Origin of the sequence: Caballeronia grimmiae (genome assembly GCF_022879615.1) — a bacterium.
GTDB lineage: Bacteria > Pseudomonadota > Gammaproteobacteria > Burkholderiales > Burkholderiaceae > Caballeronia > Caballeronia grimmiae.
Genome location: NZ_CP084272.1, coordinates 1,143,741 through 1,160,938 on the forward strand (window position 1 = coordinate 1,143,741; position 17,198 = coordinate 1,160,938).

Sequence of the window (17,198 nt, forward strand, 5' to 3'; positions counted from 1 at the left end):
TGGCCGCATTGTAGACACGACCGGGACTGCGCGTATGAGCCGGCTCAACTCAGCCTGAACGGTTGTGCCAGATCCGCGTGATCGCCCGCAAGCGGACGCACGATGCGCGGCAGCGTCACTTCGAATGCCGTGCCCGCTTCTGCGGAAGAGCGCACCTTCACCTCGCCGCCGTGCATTTCCGCGATCTCGCGCGTGATGTAAAGACCAAGCCCCAGACCGCTCGATTCGTTCTGACGCCGCCCCGAACGATAAGGCGCGAAGATGCCTGGCAGGATTTCCGCCGGAATCTCGCCGGCGTTCTGCACGATAATCTTCACGTCGTTCGCGCCGCCTTCGAGCCGCACTTGTATCGACGACCCTTCGAGCCCGTGTTGCAGCGCATTGCCGATCAGATTCGAAAACACCTGCGAAAGCAGATCGCCATCGCCTTGCAGGAGGGTATCGCCTTGACGCAGCACGAAGATGCGTCCCTTGCCGACGCGCGCCTCGTATTCCTCGACGATATTCTTGGCGAGCGTCGCCAGTTCGACGGCGCGCGGCTGCAACGTCACGCGCCCGCCACGCAGACGCGCGAGATTGAGCAACTGGTCGACCATGCGAACCATGCGCATGCCGCTCGACTTGATGCGCGTGCCGATATTCGCGACGTTCTCGTCCTTCACGAAGCGCGACAGGTATTCCGCCGATGCGATCACCGCCGACAGCGGCGTGCGCAGATCGTGGCCCAGCACGGCCATCAGCATTTCGTTCGCGTCGAGCAATTGCTGCATGGTCGCGAGTTGCGTCGCGAGCTGCTGCTTTTGCCGCTCCATCTGGATGAACACATCGACCTTTGAATTGAGGATGCGCGAATCGAACGGCTTGTAGAGGAAGTCCACCGCGCCCGCTTCGTAGCCGCGAAACGTGCGGCTCACGTCCTGCGCCGTCGCGGTGAGGAAGATGATCGGCACGTGCGCCGTGCGGGGGCTGCCGCGCATCAGTTCGGCAAGCTCGAAGCCATCCATGCCGGGCATGTTGACATCGAGAATGGCGAGCGCGACTTCGTGCTTGAGCAGCAGTTCGAGCGCGGCCGGACCCGACTCGGCCTTCAGCACCGACAGATCCGGCCGCGCGAGCGATGCTTCGAGCGCCGTGATGTTGTTGCGGATGTCATCGACGATCAGCACGTGGATGGGTTGCGTCATCTGGTGACTCCTTGCTTGGGCCATGCCTTCGTTCATAGCGTTCATCTTTGCATCCGGCGTGTGCGTGTATGCGTGGCGAGGCGCGCCGCCATGTCGTCGAGCGCGAGCACCTCGCTGGCCGGGCCTTGTGCGATCGCCGCCTGCGGCATCGAAGGCGCCGATGCTGTGTCCGGGTCCTGCGCCCAGCATGCGCCGCCCGCATCGCGAATGGCGCGTGCGCCGCGCCCGCCGTCGTCGTTCGCACCCGACAGCACGATGCCGAGCAGCCGCTCGCCGTAGGCATGCGCCGCCGATTCGAACAGCACGTCCACCGAAGGACGCGAGAAGCGCACCGGCGGATCGACGGAAAGCGCAATCGCGGGCGACGCGCCGTCTTCGGCCTCGACCATCATGTGATAGCCGGGCGGCGCGAAGTAGATCACGCCGGGCGCGATCACGTCCTTGTCGAACGGCTCCTGCACCGGGATGCTGCACCGCTCGGCGAACAGTCCCGGCAACAAGCTCGGCTGTCCCTGCCGCACGTGCACGACGATCAGCACGGGCAGCGCGAATTCACGCGGCAGCGCGGGCAGCAGCAGATTGAGTGCTTCGACGCCGCCCGCCGAAGCGCCGATCACGATGGCGTCGATGGTGCTCATCGCTATACCTTTTGATAGAGCCGCTCGCGCGGATTGAAGTCCGCGAAGCTATCGGCGTGCTTCGAGAAACGCAGGCTCTCCTTGCTGCCGAGCCCGAGAAAGCCGCGCCTCACGAGCGAATCGCTGAACAGACCGAGCGCACGATCCTGCAGTGCGCGATCGAAATAGATCAGCACATTGCGGCACGACACGAGATGCGCTTCGAGAAACACGCTGTCGGTCGCGAGGCTATGGTCCGCGAACACCACACGCGACTTGAGCGTCTGCGAGAACTTCGCCGCGCCGTAAGCCGCGTGATAGTAGTCGGAAAGCGAACGTTTGCCTCCCGCCGCGAGATAGTTCTGGCTGAAGCCCGCCAGCCGTTCCACCGGATAGATGCCGCTTTCGGCCTGACGCAGCGCTTCGGCGTTGATGTCGGTTGCGTAGAACACGGTGCGGTCCGCGATCTTTTCCTCCGCGAACAGCACCGCGAGCGACCACAGTTCCTCGCCGCTGCTGCAGCCCGCGACCCACACCTTGATCGACGGATACGTCTGCAGGATGGGCACCACCTGCTCGCGGATCGCCCGGAAATACGAGGGATCGCGAAACATCTCGCTGACCTGCACCGTCAGGTACTGAAAAAGCCGCGCGAACAGCGCCGGCTCGCGAAGTATGCGCTCCTGCAGTTGCGAAAGCGTCGTGCATTCGAGATCGTGCACCGCCTGCGCGAGCCTGCGCCGTAGCGAACTTACCGCGTAATGCCGGAAGTCGTGCTGATACCTCAGATAGATGGCTTCGAGAATCAGCTTCAGTTCGATGTCGAACGTGGCTTCTTCATCGTGCTTGCTGTCGTTCATTGCGTCGGTCGCTGCGTCGTCGTTGAGTCATCGCTGCCGCAACCATACGCGGCACAAAGAAACGAGCTTATCTACATCGATGGGCTTCGATATGTAATCGTCCGCACCCGCCTCGAGACATTTTTCGCGATCGCTCTGCATCGCCTTCGCGGTCAGCGCGATGATCGGCAGGCGTGCATGTTCCGGCCGCTTGCGAATCTCGGTCATCGCGGTGAGGCCGTCCATCTCGGGCATCATCACGTCCATCAGCACGAGATCGATGTCGTCGTGACGGGCCAGCGCTTCGAGCGCCTCGCGTCCGTTGCGCGCGATTTCGAGCTTCGCGCCGAGCGGCTCGATCACGCGCGACAACGCGAAGATGTTGCGCACGTCGTCTTCGGCGAGCAGGATGGTGCGGCCTTCGAACACGTCGTCGCGCTGACGCGCCGCGCGCAACATGCGCTGCTGTTCCGGCGGCAACGCGCTTTCGACGCTATGAAGGAAAAGCGTCACTTCGTCGAGCAGGCGTTCCGGCGATTTCGCGCCCTTGATGATGATCGATTTGGAATAACGGCGCAGGCGCTGTTCTTCTTCCTGCGAAATCTGACGCCCCGTGTAGACGATCACCGGCGGCGACGCAAACTCGCTGCTCGTCGATACTTTCTCGAGCAGTTCATAGCCCGAGCCATCCGGCAGCGCCAGGTCCATGACGACGCAATCGAAGTTTGCGCGCTGCAATTCTTCGACGGCCTGTGCGATCGACCCCGCTTCGACGATGCCGACCGTCTCGCTCGCCAGCAACGCGTGAATGCTCTGGCGCAACACGAGATCGTCCTCGACCACGAGCACGCGCCGCATGCCTTGCGACGACCGCGCTTCGAGCTTGCGGATGGCCTGCGCCAGTTCGTCCCGCGCGCTCGGCTTGAGCGTGTAGCCGATTGCGCCGAGGTGCAGCGCGACGTCGGCGTGATCGGTCGCGGAGACGATATGGATCGGGATGTGGCGCGTGAGCGGATCGTGCTTCAGCCATTCGAGCACCGTGAGACCCGACTGATCCGGCAAGCCGACATCGAGCAGAATGCCGTTCGGCTGCAGGGAGCGCGCCAGTTCGACGCCTTGCGTCGCGTTGGCGGCATGCACGCAGTCGAAGTCCAGTTCGTGCGCGAGATCGTAGAGGATGCCCGCGAAGCGCCGATCGTCCTCGATGACGAGAATCACGCGGTCCGGCCGCTGCCGGTTCGCGCGATCATCGGCGATGCCCAGGTGCTCGGGCTTCGGCGCTTGCAGGTCGGGCTGCGATGGCGGCTGCGCGGGCGCGGAAATCGGCGCGGGCGGCGGCGGCGGCTTCACCGCGGCGGGTTCCGGCTCGCTCATGTGGCCAATCGTATCCAGCTTCGCGGTCACGGTGCCTTCCCGCGCGGCGATCGGCAGCTTCACCGAGAATATGCTGCCACGGCCCACTTCGCTCGATACGCCGACCGAGCCGCCCAAAAGACGCGTGAACTCGCGCGAAATCGACAGCCCCAGACCGCTGCCGCCGTATTTGCGGCTCGTGGTGCCGTCTGCCTGCTGGAACGCCTGGAAGATCAGGTCCTGTTTGTCGCGCGGAATGCCGATGCCCGTATCGCGCACCTCGAAGCGCACCGCGTCGTCGCCGGCGCGCTGCACCGCGACCGTCACGCTGCCGCGCTCGGTGAACTTGAAGGCGTTCGCGAGCAGATTGCGCAGCACTTGCAAGAGCCGCTGGCTGTCGGTGACGAAGTACTGCGGGACGTCGTCGGCCACTTCCGTGATGAACGACAGCCCCTTCGTTTCCGCAACCGGCGTGAACGATTGCCGCAGCGCCCGCAGCAGCGATTCGACGGCGGCCGGGGCGAACTGCACGTCCATCTGGCCGGCTTCCACCTTCGACAGATCGAGGATGTCGTTGATGAGCGAAAGCAGATCGCTGTTGGACGAATGAATCGTCGCGGCGTAGCGCACCTGTTCTTCGGTGAGATTGCCCTGCCGGTTGTCCTCCAGCAGCTTCGCGAGGATCAGCGAGCTATTGAGCGGCGTGCGCAACTCGTGCGACATGTTCGCGAGGAACTCCGACTTGTACTGGCTTGCGCGCTCCATTTCGAGCGCATTCGCGGTCAGTTCCTGCTGCGCGTGCAGCAGTTCGGTCTTCTGTCGCTCGAGATGCTGCGCATGTTCTTCGAGTTGCACGTTGGTCTGTTCGAGTTCCGCCTGCTGCTGCTCGAGCCGCGCCTGCGAATCCTGCAGCGCGCGGCCGCGCTCTTCCAGTTCCTCGTTCGAGACACGCAGTTCTTCCTGCTGCACCTGAAGCTCTTCGCTTTGCCGCTGCGTTTCCTCGAGCAATTCGACGAGCCGCGTGCGATACCGCGCCGATCGCATGGCCATGCCCATCGCTTCGGACGCCATCTCGAGCAGCGTGCGGGCATCGTCGAAACGCCCTTCGTTGCCGACGAAACCGATTTCGAGCGCGCCCGCGACGTCGCCATCGGCGAAAAGCGGCGCAATGACCACGCGCGATGCCGCCGCCGAGCCGAGCGCCGAGCCGGCCTTGAGATAATGCGCGGAGGCGTCGCCGAGTGCGAGCAGGCGCTTGTCCTGCACGGCCTGGCCGACGAGCCCTTCGCCCAGTGCAATCCGGCGGGGCGCGCCGTCCTCATCGGGAAGCGCCCAGGCCGCGATGCGTTGCAGCGAGTCGCCTTCGAGCAAATAAACGACGCCGACCTTCGCGTTCACATACGGGACTAGCGAACGCAGGATGCTGACGCCGATCGAAGCCGGGGACTGCTCTCCGCGCAACTGCAGGCTCATCTGCATGATGCCCTGCTGGAGCCAGGCGGTGCGTTGTATGGCAAGCCGCGATTTGATATATAGATGCGCCACCACGGCCAGCACGAGCAGCACGAAGATGCCCATCGCGCGATTGATCTGGAGCACTTCGTGCGAGGTGGGCGCGTCGCCTGTGGCGAACATGTAGCCGAGAATCATCAGCACGGACGCGACGCCTGCCGTGACGAGCGGCACGCCGGGGCGGTCCACCCACATGCAGAGCACGACGGGCAGGACATAGAACACCCAGATCGCGGAGCGCATCGGCGTGAGAACGTCGACGGCGAACACGGCCGCGAGCGAAAGCGTGATGGCGATATAGATCCACAGAGCGTGGTTGCGATTGTCTTGAGGCATCGTTGACCGGTAGTGACGTTTTTCGGGGCCGCGCGCCCCGCAGCAGGCACGGACCTTAGCACGAGCCGCAACGCCTTGTCACATGGGCTTGAGCGGGCGATTAAAACGGCGATTGTCGCGCGGAACTAGTTCCGAAAGCCGCGCGTCACGCGCATCGAAGAGGTAACAATGACTGATTTTTCCGGCTCACGCGTGCTCGTCACCGGCGCTTCTGGCTTCGTCGGCTCCGCAGTTGCGCGGCTCGCCATCGAACGCGGTTTCGACCTGCGCGTGCTGGTGCGCGCGACGAGTCCGCGCAAGAACGTGGAATCGCTCGATGCGGAAATCGTCGTCGGCGACATGCGCGACGAAGCGTCGATGCGCGCGGCGCTTCGAGGCGTGCGCTATCTGTTCCACGTCGCCGCCGACTATCGCATCTGGGCGCCCGATCCGGGCGAAATCGAGCGCGCGAACCTGCAAGGCACGGAAGCCACGATGCGCGCGGCGCTCGCGGCGGGCGTCGAGCGGATCGTGTACACGAGCAGCGTCGCGACGCTCAAGGTGACGAGCTCGGGCGCGATCGTCGACGAAACGAAGCCCTCGGATGCCGCGAGCACGATCGGCGCGTACAAGCGCAGCAAGGTGCTGGCCGAGCGCGCGGTCGAGCGCATGGTGGCGAACGATGGCCTGCCCGCCGTGATCGTCAATCCGTCGACGCCGATCGGCCCGCGCGACGTGCGGCCGACGCCGACCGGGCGCATCATCGTGGAAGCGGCGACGGGCAAGATTCCCGCGTTCGTGGATACGGGCCTCAACCTCGTGCATGTCGACGATGTCGCGCATGGCCACTTGCTCGCGCTGGAGCGCGGCGTCATCGGCGAGCGATACATTCTCGGCGGCGAGAACCTGCCCTTGCAGCAGATGCTCGCGGATATCGCGGGCTTCGTGGGCCGCAAGCCGCCGACGATCCGCCTGCCGCGCGGGCCGCTCTATCCGCTCGCGATCGGCGCGGAACTGTATGCGAAGGTCAGCGGCAAGGAGCCGTTCGTCACCGTCGACGGGCTGAAGATGTCGAAGAACAAGATGTACTTCACGTCGGCGAAAGCAGAGCGCGAACTGGGGTATCGGGCGAGGCCGTACCGGGAAGGCTTGCGGGATGCGCTGGAGTGGTTTCGGGGGAACGGGTATTTGGGGGCATGAAAAGGCCAACTCTTCTATAAGACTTAAAAAATATTAAGTCACTGATTGCTAAGGAAAAAGCACCGTTTTCCACCCGACGCCGCACGTCCTTTCACACGCTTGGCGCCTGAAATAAGGCAAAATAGCGGATTGATGCCGGGGTGTAGCCGACCGGCGGTTTTCTTTCAACCCGTTTCTGGATGTCGAGACTAGCGATGAGTAACCAGCAACCCACCATCATCTACACCCTGACCGACGAAGCTCCGCTGCTCGCCACCAGCGCCTTTCTGCCGATCATCCGCACCTTCACGACGCAGGCCGGCGTCAACGTCGCGACCAGCGACATCTCGCTCGCGGGCCGCATCCTCGGCGAATTTCCCGAGTTTCTGAGCGAAGAGCAGCGCGTTCCGGACAACCTCGCCGAACTGGGCCGCCTCACGCAGTTGCCCGACACCAACATCATCAAGCTGCCGAACATCAGCGCGTCGGTGCCGCAGCTCGTCGCCGCCATCAAGGAACTGCAGGGCAAGGGCTACAAGGTGCCCAACTATCCTGAAGAGCCGAAGAACGACGAAGAAAAGGCCATCGCCCAGCGCTACTCGAAGTGCCTCGGCAGCGCGGTGAATCCGGTCCTGCGCGAAGGCAATTCGGACCGCCGCGCGCCGCTCGCCGTCAAGAACTACGCGAAGAAGCATCCGCACAGCATGGGCGAATGGAGCATGGCTTCGCGCACGCACGTCGCGCACATGAAGCATGGCGACTTCTATCACGGCGAAAAGTCCATCACGAACGACCGCGCGCGCGAAGTGCGCATGGAACTCGTCACGAAGAGCGGCGAGACCATCGTGCTGAAGCCGAAGGTCAAGCTGCAGGACGGCGAGATCGTCGACAGCATGTTCATGAGCAAGAAGGCGCTCGTCGCGTTCTACGAAGACCAGATGGAAGACGCGCGCAAGACCGGCGTCATGCTGTCGCTGCACGTGAAGGCCACCATGATGAAGGTGTCGCACCCCATCGTGTTCGGCCACGCCGTCAAGGTGTTCTACAAGGAAGCGTTCGCCAAGCACGCGAAGCTCTTCGAAGAACTCGGCGTGAATGTGAACAACGGCCTCGTCGATCTGTACTCGAAGATCGAAGCGCTGCCGGATTCCCAGCGCGATGAAGTCATCCGCGACATGCACGCGTGTCACGAACATCGCCCGGCGCTGGCGATGGTGGATTCCGCCAAGGGCATCTCGAACCTGCACGCACCGAACGACGTCATCGTCGATGCCTCCATGCCCGCGATGATCCGCGCCGGCGGCAAGATGTGGGGCGCCGACGGCCGCCCGCAAGACACGAAGTGCCTGATTCCGGAAAGCACGTTCGCGCGCATCTATCAGGAAATCATCAACTTCTGCAAGACCAACGGCGCATTCGATCCGCGCACCATGGGCACGGTGCCGAACGTCGGCCTGATGGCGCAGAAGGCCGAAGAATACGGCTCGCACGACAAGACCTTCGAGATTCCGCAGGACGGCACAGCGCGCATCGTCGACAACGCGACGAACGAAGTGATCGAATCGCTCACGCAGCAAGTGGAGCAAGGCGACATCTGGCGCATGTGCCTGGTGAAAGACGCGCCGATCCGCGACTGGGTCAAGCTCGCTGTCACGCGCGTGCGCAACTCGGGCATGCCGGCGGTGTTCTGGCTCGACCCGTATCGTCCGCACGAGAACGAGCTCATCAAGAAGGTCGAAACGTACCTGAAGGATCACGACACCAAAGGGCTCGACATCCAGATCATGTCGCAAGTCCGCGCAATGCGTTACACGCTCGAACGCGTGATTCGCGGTCTCGACACCATCTCGGTCACCGGCAACATCCTGCGCGACTACCTGACCGACCTGTTCCCGATCATGGAACTCGGCACGAGCGCGAAGATGCTGTCCATCGTTCCGCTGATGGCGGGCGGCGGCCTGTACGAAACCGGCGCGGGCGGCTCGGCGCCGAAGCACGTGCAGCAGCTCGTGCAGGAAAACCACCTGCGCTGGGACTCGCTCGGCGAATTCCTCGCGCTGGCGGTATCGCTGGAAGAACTCGGCATCAAGAGCAACAACGCGAAAGCCAAGCTCGTCGCGAAGGCGCTCGATGCCGCCACCGGCAAGCTGCTCGACAACAACAAGGGCCCGTCGCCGAAGGCCGGCCAGCTCGATAACCGCGGCAGCCAGTTCTATCTCGCGATGTACTGGGCGCAGGAACTCGCGGGGCAGTCGGAAGACCGCGAAATCGCCGAGTTCTTCGCGCCGCTCGCGAAGGGCCTTGCCGAGAACGAGCAGAGGATCGTCGAGGAACTGACCGTCGTGCAGGGCAGCGAAGCGGACATCGGCGGCTACTACAAGCCGGAAGATGCGAAGCTCGAAGCGGTGATGCGTCCGAGCAAGACCTTCAACGCCGTGCTGTCGCAAGCGCAGGCGAAGTAACGCTGTATCGGCGCGGGCCGTCCGGCTCGCGCCTGCCGCGCGGCGCCGTTCCATTCGTTTCGTTGATCTGGATCGGCGCCGCCGCGCTTTTCCCTCCTCGTTGTTCCGGCAGTACGCAGACGCATTCGCGTCGTCTGCATCGCGTTTCTCATGCACTTGGTTACAACGTGTGCCGGCTCGCGCGCAAGCGAGCGGTTAAAATCGTTGCCTCCGCTGCCAGCTTCGCAAGACATACACACGCATGAACCTACATGACCAGCTCGGCGCGCTGGAGTCGAGCCTCGATGCGCTCCTCCGGGCCGCCGCCCATCCCGCTGCCGTTGCGCCTGCTGTCGTATCAACCGACGAAACCACGAACGATGCCCCCGCGCCGCTGCCCTTCCACGCCCACGATGGCGAGCAGGTCGGCGTTCCGGCCGAGCCCCGGGCGCTGAATACAGCGAACGACGCCGAAGCATTGGCAATGGCAGAGCCAGCGGCAGAGGCGCAGCCCGGCACGCCGCCCACGCTCACCGTGTCGCGGCCCGACCGCGATGCGATTCAGATGAGCATCGGCGGCCAGACCGTGTTGTTGAATCCGGAGGGCGTGTCGGAACTAATTCAGGAGTTGTCGAACGTGCGGGCGTCGATGTCGGCGGAGCAGCCGATGGGCGTCGCGCCCGGCTGGCGCTTCGCAGCGACGAAGAATCCGGTGATGGCGGTGCAAAAGCAGGCCAATGGCGACCGCCTGCTTCTGATGCGTCACACGGGTCACGGCTGGGTGCCGTTCACCTTCTCGCCGGATATGGTCGTCGAGCTATATGCGATGCTGACCAGGCGCTGAGCCGGCCCGCATCGTTCACGGATTTTCCTGCGTCGGCGCCTGAACGCGGGCCTTCCACTGGCCGCCCTTGCCGCTCCAGTAACGCACAGCCGAGCCGATCGTCGCCGATACGTAGAACAGCGCGACGAGCGGCAGCAGCGGCGCCCACAGCAACGATCGCCGGTAGTAGCGCAGCATCGGTCCATAGGCAATGCACATCATCGCCCACGCCGCGCATGCGGGCCATGCGCGCACGCCCCACGCCAGCGACAGCACCGGCGGCGCGAGATAAATCACCGCCATCCCGAGCACCGTGCCCGCCAGCAGCAGCGGCGAGTAGCGCAACTGCGTGAACGCCGTGCGAGCGATCATGTTCCAGATTTCGCGCCAGTCGTCATAAGGGCGCAGCGATTCGCTGCTCTGCGCGAGATCGAGACGGATCGGGCGCGCATCGGCCTTGCCGGCGCGATGCTTGATGCGCTGCGCGAGACTGCAATCGTCGATCAATTCGCGGCGAATCGATTCGATACCGCCCGCCTCCCCGAGCGCCGAACGGCGCACGAGCATGCATCCGCCTGCCGCGCCCGCCGTCATTTTTCGGGTGTCGTTGACCCACGCGAACGGATACAGCTTCGCGAAGAAGAAAACGAACGCGGGAATCAGCGCCTTTTCCCACAGCGAATCGCAACGCAGGCGGACCATCAGCGAGACCAGATCGCGATCTTCCAGAATCGTGCGCGCGACGAGTTGCGTGGCGGCATCGGCCGGATGGTAGATGTCGGCGTCGGTGAGCAGCAGGAACTCGGCGGGCAGGCCGAGCTTGTCGATTGCCTCGATGCCCTGCGACTGCGCCCAGACCTTGCCCGACCAACCCGGCGGCAGCGGCTTGCCGGTCAGCACGGTCAGGCGGTCTTCCAGGCCCAGATCGCGGGCGGCGCCGAACGCGGCGGCCGCGGTGCCGTCGGTACTGTGATCGTCGACGACGATCACGTGGAACGCACCCGCATAGTCCTGTTTGAGCAGCGAGCCGACCGCGCGGCCGATGACATCCGCCTCGTTGCGCGCCGGCACGACGGCGACCAGCGCGGGCCACGCACCGCGTCGCGCGATCTCGGCGTTGCCGACCGCGTGAACGGTCGACGGCGACAACGCGGGCGCGGGTTGCGCGCGCCAGAAGCCGCCGCGAGCAAAGAGCAGCACGATCCAGATGAGCAGGGACAACCAGGCGATCAGTAGCATGAACAGACTTGGGCGGCGAGTTGCGACAGTTGTGACGAGTGAGGGCGACAAGCCCGGCGGCATCGCGCGGGCGAATGCAGTTGCATGAACGGGCGATGCGCTTCGCGGACCGTCGTTCGGAAAGAAAGCGGATGAACCTGCATGCGCGGCTTCCGGGCGTCCGCTAGTGTAATGACTTCCGCCGATCGCCGTATTTCACTCGGGCTACAACGTCTTGCAAAGGCGCGCGGCTGCAAGCGTTAAAAAAGGGAACGCGTTAGAATACGCGGTCAACTTCGGCGAGCAGACAAACTTACCGGACGTTAGATTCCGGTTGCTTTCCGGGCCGTCACGCGCGGGTTGCGTGAAGCGTCCCGATAGCGAGAGCACAAGCGGCCCGCCCGATTACCCGAAACCCGCGCCAGTCGGAGTTCGTTCGAATATGCGTATCATCCTTGCTCAACCCCGCGGCTTTTGTGCGGGCGTGGTCCGTGCGATCGAAATCGTCGATCGGGCGCTCGAACGGCACGGCGCGCCCGTGTACGTGCGTCACGAGATCGTACATAACAGGCACGTCGTCGATAACCTGCGAGGCAAGGGCGCGCGTTTCGTCGAGGAACTCGACGAAGTGCCGCACGGCGCAGTCGCAATTTTCAGCGCGCACGGCGTCGCGCAAAGCGTCGAGCACGATGCCGACGCCCGCGGCCTCGACGTGCTCGACGCCACCTGCCCGCTCGTCACCAAGGTGCACGTGCAGGGGCGGCAATACGTGTCGCAGGGCCGCACGCTGATTCTGATCGGCCATGCGGGACATCCCGAAGTGGAAGGCACGATCGGCCAGATTCCGGCCAAGGTCGTGCTCGTACAGAGCGAAGCCGAAGTGCAAGACATGGCGCTGCCCGCCGATACCCCCGTCGCCTACGTCACGCAGACGACGCTCTCCGTGGACGACACGCGCGGCATCATCGATGCCCTGCAGCGCCGCTTCACCGATATCGTCGGCCCCGACACGCGGGACATCTGCTACGCCACGCAGAACCGGCAAGCCGCTGTGCGCGAGCTGTCGACGCAAGTGGACGTGCTGCTCGTGGTCGGCGCCACCAACAGTTCCAATTCGAACCGCCTGCGCGAAATCGGCGCCGAGAGCGGCGTGGCGAGCTATCTCGTCGCGGACGGTTCCGAGGTCAAGGCCGAATGGTTTGCGCATGCGCAGACAGTCGGCATCACGGCCGGCGCTTCGGCGCCTGAAGAAATGGTCGAACATGTGATCCAAGCCCTGCGCGCGATCGGCCACGTCGAAGTTACGACGATGAACGGCCGCGAGGAAAAGGTCGAATTCAAACTCCCCGCGAAGCTATTGCAGCCGCTTGCCGCATTGTCGGCAACGACGGCGACGGCGATTCGCGAAGAATAAAGGAGAGGACGTCAGTGTCTATTCCGATGCTTCAAAAGGCCCGCGTAGGCGCCTATATCTTCAAGCAGCACCTGACGCGCAACAAGCGCTATCCGCTCGCGCTGATGCTCGAGCCGCTGTTCCGCTGCAACCTGGCGTGTAACGGCTGCGGCAAGATCGACTATCCGGACCCGATCCTGAACCAGCGGCTATCGCTCGAAGAATGCCTCGGCGCGGTCGACGAGTGCGGCGCGCCGGTGGTGTCGATCGCCGGTGGCGAGCCGTTGCTGCACAAGGAAATGCCGCAGATCGTGAAGGGCATCATCGAGCGCAAGAAGTTCGTGTATCTCTGCACCAACGCGCTGCTGATGGAAAAGAAGATGGACGACTATCAGCCGAGCCCGTACTTCGTCTGGTCCGTCCACCTCGACGGCGATCAGGCGATGCACGACCATTCCGTGTCACAGGACGGCGTGTACGACAAGGCGACGAAAGCGATTCGCGAGGCGAAGCGCCGCGGGTTCCGCGTGAACATCAACTGCACGCTGTTCAACGATGCGAACCCGGAGCGCGTCGCGAATTTCTTCGATACGCTTGGGCCAATGGGCGTGGATGGCATCACCGTGTCGCCGGGCTACGCTTACGAGCGCGCGCCGGACCAGCAACACTTCCTGAACCGCGACAAGACGAAGACGCTGTTCCGCGAAATTTTCAAGCGCGGCAACAACGGCAAGAACTGGTCGTTCAGCCAGTCGGCCATGTTCCTCGACTTCCTCGCGGGCAACCAGACGTATCAATGCACGCCGTGGGGCAACCCGGCGCGCACGGTGTTCGGCTGGCAGCGTCCCTGCTATCTGCTCGGCGAAGGCTACGCGAAGACCTTCACGGAGCTGATGGAAACGACCGACTGGGACAAGTACGGCACCGGTAACTACGAGAAGTGCGCGGACTGCATGGTGCATAGTGGCTTCGAGGCGACCGCGGTGATGGACACTGTTGCGCATCCGCTGAAGGCGCTGCGTGTATCGCTGCGCGGGCCGCGCACCGAAGGCGCATACGCGAAGGAACTGCCGATCGACAAGCAACGCCCGGCTGAGTACGTGTTCTCGAAGCACGTCGAGATCAAGCTGGAGGAGATCGGCCGCGCGCAGAAGAACGGCAAGGGTGCGAAGCAGGCGGCGGCTGCGCATTGAGGCTTGCTTCGGTTTGAAGATGGGCGAAGGGCGGATGGCTTGTGCGGGCATCCGCCCTTTCTAGTGGCGGCTACCAGATCGTCTTGACGTGCTCATAGCTTCGAATCTGCTCGTCCTTCGTCACCAGGGGAGCCGATAAGGAGCGCGCCGTTGCGACGATCATCCGGTCCGCCGGGTCCTGATGGAAGTTGCCCGGAAGATCAGCCGATGCCAGGGCGATGTGACGATCAATGGGCGCGAATTGCACGCCTTCGATGCTGCTCACCTTATCCAGCCAGCGGCCGACATCCGTGGCCAGACGGAGACGTCCCTTCTTGATGAGCAGCATGATTTCCCATGCTGTCATCGTCGAGACGACGATTTCGCCGTGCTCCTTCGCTTCCCGGTCAATCGCGGCTCGCGCCGGCTTGCTCAGTCCTTTTCCTCCGATCCACCACACGAGCGCGTGCGTATCCAGCACGATCATGGAAGCAGCACCCAATCCTCCAGCGCGACCGGTGCGAGAGGATCCTCGTAAAACAGCACGCTCCCACGCAGTTCCTCCAGCGGTGTCGGCGCCGCATTCTCGTACCGCCGAATCTCGAGCACCGGTTTTCCATGGTCCGTCACGATCATATGTTCTCCTGTCGATTCCACGAGCCGGAAAAATTCGAGCGCTTTGGCCTTGAACTCCGATTTCGAAACTCGCTTGACAGCCATAATAACGCTCCTGGTCACCAGCAACTAGTCATTTTACCCTCGTCCGGATGGGCTAGGCCGAACGCAAAAAGAAAAGCGCGCCGGCTCATCACCGTCGCGCTTCTCAGAATTGCCAGGCAAGTTAGATCAACAACACTTCCCCGCCCCCGACCCATACCGCGCTTCCTGACGCTCGCGGAAGAACTCCGCATACGTCATCACCGGCTGGTCCGGATGCGTGTTCTGCATATGCGTGACGTACGCGTCGTAGTCGGGCATGCCGACCATCAGGCGCATCGCCTGGCCCAAGTATCGTCCCGCTTGCCGAAGATCGCTGAACATTGCCGCCTCCTGTGCCTCGCAGTATCAGTGGCCCGAGCGCACGGCCGCCGCGCCGCCCGTCGGCATGGGCTCGAACGGGGTCTCGCGCACCGTCGGACGCGCCTCGCGACGCGCACGGAGCACCGACAACACACCATACACCGCAATGCTCAGCACCACGAAGATGAACAGCCCGGCGAGCGCCGCATCGATGTAGTCGTTGACGATGATGCGCTGCATCTCCGCCAGCGACTTCGCCGGCGCCATCACCTTGCCCGCGTCGGCGGCATCGCGCAGCTTCGCTGCATGCGCGAGGAAGCCGACCTTCGGATTCGCATCGAAAATCTTCTGCCAGCCGGCCGTCAGCGTGCAGATCAGCAGCCACACCGTCGGCACGACCGTGACCCACGCGAAACGCTCGCGCTTCATCTTGAACAGCACCACCGTGCCAAGCATCAGCGCGATACCCGCGAGCATCTGGTTCGAGATGCCGAAAAGCGGCCACAGCGTATTGATGCCGCCGAACGGATCGACCACGCCCTGATACAGGAAGTAGCCCCACGCCGCGACGCACAGCCCGGTCGCGATGAGATTCGCCGGGAGCGACTCCGTGCGGCGCAACGCCGGATGGAACGTGCCCAGCAAATCCTGCAGCATGAAGCGGCCGGCGCGCGTGCCTGCATCGACGGCGGTCAGGATGAACAGCGCCTCGAAGAGAATCGCGAAGTGATACCAGAAAGCCATCATCGCCGGGCCGCCGATCACCTGATGGAGAATCTGCGCCATGCCGACAGCCAGCGTGGGCGCACCGCCCGCACGCGCGACGATGGTCGTCTCGCCGACCGCCTTCGCCGTCGACGTCAGCATGTCGGGCGTGAGCGCGAAGCCCCACGAAGTGACCGTCTGCGCGACCGCTTCAGGCGTCGTGCCGAGCACCGCGGCCGGGCTGTTCATCGCGAAGTAGACGCCCGGCTCGATCACGCATGCCGCGACCAGCGCCATGATCGCGACGAACGATTCCATCAGCATCGCGCCATAGCCGATCAGGCGCATGTTGACTTCGTTGTCGATCATCTTGGGCGTCGTGCCCGACGAAATCAGCGCGTGGAAGCCCGACACCGCGCCGCACGCGATCGTGATGAAGAGGAATGGGAACAGGTTGCCCGCCCAGACCGGGCCGCTGCCATCGACGAACTTCGTCAGCGCAGGCATCTTCAGTTCCGGCGCGACGATCAGAATGCCGATCGCGAGGCCGAGAATCGTGCCGATCTTGAGGAACGTCGAGAGATAGTCGCGCGGCGCGAGCAGCAGCCACACCGGCAGCACCGACGCCACGAAGCCGTAGCCGATCAGAATCCACGTGAGCTGCACGCCCGTGAACGTGAAAAGCGGCGCGAGCGTCGCCGATTCGGCGACATGCTGGCCGTAGACGATAGCCAGCATCAGCCCGACGAAGCCGATGATCGACACTTCGCCGATGCGCCCCGGCCGCAGGAAGCGCGTGTAGACGCCCATGAAGATCGCGATCGGGATGGTTGCCGCCACGGTGAACGTGCCCCACGGCGAGCCCGTCAGCGCCTTGACGACGATCAGCGCCAGCACCGCGAGAATGATCACCATGATGAGGAACGCGCCGAACAGCGCGATCACGCCGGGCACCGTGCCCAGTTCCATCTTGATGAGATCGCCGAGCGAGCGGCCGTCGCGGCGCGTCGAGATGAACAGGATGATGAAATCCTGCACCGCGCCCGCGAACACCACACCCGCGAGAATCCACAGCATGCCGGGCGTGTAGCCCATCTGCGCGGCCAGCACGGGACCGACGAGCGGACCAGCGCCAGCAATCGCCGCGAAATGGTGGCCAAACAACACGTATTTGTTGGTCGGGACGTAGTCGAGGCCGTCGTTGTGACGCACGGCGGGCGTCATGCGCAAGCCGTCGAGTTTCAGGACGGTGCCCGCAATGAAGCGCGAGTAGAAACGGTACGCGATGAGATAAACGCAGACCGCCGCGATCACGATCCATAGTGCGCTGATTCGCTCGCCGTGCGCGAGCGCGATGGTGCCGAATGCGAACGCGCCCAGCAGCGCGAGCGCGATCCAGACCAGGAATCCGGAAGCCCGATTCATGG

Annotated in this window: 14 protein-coding genes; 5 read left to right on the forward strand and 9 right to left on the reverse strand. The window is 63.8% G+C overall.

Annotated features, from left to right (window positions below; all coding sequences use genetic code 11):
* Positions 1–44: 44 nt before the first annotated feature.
* The 4 genes from LDZ21_RS19020 to LDZ21_RS19035 are packed head-to-tail and all read right to left on the reverse strand — an operon-like array spanning position 45 to position 5,841.
* A complete protein-coding gene (locus LDZ21_RS19020) occupies positions 45–1,184 on the reverse strand; it encodes a hybrid sensor histidine kinase/response regulator (RefSeq protein ID WP_244795304.1) in 1,140 nt (379 codons plus the stop codon).
* A 41-nt stretch (positions 1,185–1,225) separates the two neighbouring features.
* Complete coding sequence (locus tag LDZ21_RS19025) at positions 1,226–1,822, reverse strand: chemotaxis protein CheB (RefSeq protein WP_244795306.1); 597 nt, start codon at positions 1,820–1,822, stop codon at positions 1,226–1,228.
* 2 nt (positions 1,823–1,824) lie between these two features.
* Complete coding sequence (locus tag LDZ21_RS19030) at positions 1,825–2,661, reverse strand: CheR family methyltransferase (RefSeq protein WP_035962916.1); 837 nt, start codon at positions 2,659–2,661, stop codon at positions 1,825–1,827.
* Positions 2,662–2,688: 27 nt separating this feature from the next.
* Positions 2,689–5,841 (reverse strand): hybrid sensor histidine kinase/response regulator, encoded by a 3,153-nt coding sequence (locus tag LDZ21_RS19035; protein ID WP_244795307.1) that lies wholly within the window; start codon positions 5,839–5,841, stop codon positions 2,689–2,691.
* 168 nt (positions 5,842–6,009) lie between these two features.
* On the opposite strand from LDZ21_RS19035, the gene hpnA reads away from it, so the two are divergent.
* From hpnA to LDZ21_RS19050, 3 genes are all read left to right on the forward strand, one after another.
* The gene (gene hpnA / locus LDZ21_RS19040) at positions 6,010–7,020 is read left to right on the forward strand and encodes a hopanoid-associated sugar epimerase (protein WP_244795309.1); all 1,011 of its coding nucleotides are present in this window, start codon (positions 6,010–6,012) and stop codon (positions 7,018–7,020) included.
* A 194-nt stretch (positions 7,021–7,214) separates the two neighbouring features.
* Positions 7,215–9,461: an NADP-dependent isocitrate dehydrogenase gene (locus LDZ21_RS19045; RefSeq protein ID WP_244795310.1), complete on the forward strand. Its 2,247-nt coding sequence runs from the start codon at positions 7,215–7,217 to the stop codon at positions 9,459–9,461.
* 241 nt (positions 9,462–9,702) lie between these two features.
* On the forward strand, positions 9,703–10,284 hold the full coding sequence (locus LDZ21_RS19050) for a hypothetical protein (RefSeq protein WP_244795312.1): 582 nt from the start codon (positions 9,703–9,705) through the stop codon (positions 10,282–10,284).
* A 15-nt stretch (positions 10,285–10,299) separates the two neighbouring features.
* Here the strand turns inward: LDZ21_RS19050 and LDZ21_RS19055 are convergent, their stop codons facing one another.
* Positions 10,300–11,502: a glycosyltransferase gene (locus tag LDZ21_RS19055; protein ID WP_244795313.1), complete on the reverse strand. Its 1,203-nt coding sequence runs from the start codon at positions 11,500–11,502 to the stop codon at positions 10,300–10,302.
* 421 nt (positions 11,503–11,923) lie between these two features.
* Here LDZ21_RS19055 and ispH point away from each other — a divergent pair, with 421 nt between their 5' ends.
* Together ispH and hpnH are read left to right on the forward strand one after the other, a co-directional pair.
* Positions 11,924–12,895, forward strand: coding sequence for a 4-hydroxy-3-methylbut-2-enyl diphosphate reductase (ispH, locus tag LDZ21_RS19060; protein ID WP_244795314.1), 972 nt, complete (start codon positions 11,924–11,926; stop codon positions 12,893–12,895).
* A 14-nt stretch (positions 12,896–12,909) separates the two neighbouring features.
* On the forward strand, positions 12,910–14,067 hold the full coding sequence (gene hpnH / locus LDZ21_RS19065; RefSeq protein ID WP_244795316.1) for an adenosyl-hopene transferase HpnH: 1,158 nt from the start codon (positions 12,910–12,912) through the stop codon (positions 14,065–14,067).
* Between the two features lie 70 nt (positions 14,068–14,137).
* On the opposite strand, the gene LDZ21_RS19070 is transcribed toward hpnH, so the two are convergent.
* The 4 genes from LDZ21_RS19070 to LDZ21_RS19085 all read right to left on the reverse strand — a co-directional run bounded on the left by LDZ21_RS19070 (position 14,138) and on the right by LDZ21_RS19085 (position 17,196).
* Complete coding sequence (locus LDZ21_RS19070) at positions 14,138–14,533, reverse strand: type II toxin-antitoxin system VapC family toxin (protein WP_244795318.1); 396 nt, start codon at positions 14,531–14,533, stop codon at positions 14,138–14,140.
* Complete coding sequence (locus LDZ21_RS19075) at positions 14,530–14,769, reverse strand: type II toxin-antitoxin system Phd/YefM family antitoxin (protein ID WP_404981064.1); 240 nt, start codon at positions 14,767–14,769, stop codon at positions 14,530–14,532. Before LDZ21_RS19075 ends, LDZ21_RS19070 begins: the two co-directional genes overlap by 4 nt.
* 123 nt (positions 14,770–14,892) lie before the next feature.
* On the reverse strand, positions 14,893–15,087 hold the full coding sequence (locus LDZ21_RS19080) for a YbdD/YjiX family protein (protein ID WP_035962904.1): 195 nt from the start codon (positions 15,085–15,087) through the stop codon (positions 14,893–14,895).
* Between the two features lie 24 nt (positions 15,088–15,111).
* Complete coding sequence (locus LDZ21_RS19085) at positions 15,112–17,196, reverse strand: carbon starvation CstA family protein (protein ID WP_035962903.1); 2,085 nt, start codon at positions 17,194–17,196, stop codon at positions 15,112–15,114.
* Between the last annotated feature and the right edge of the window lie 2 nt (positions 17,197–17,198).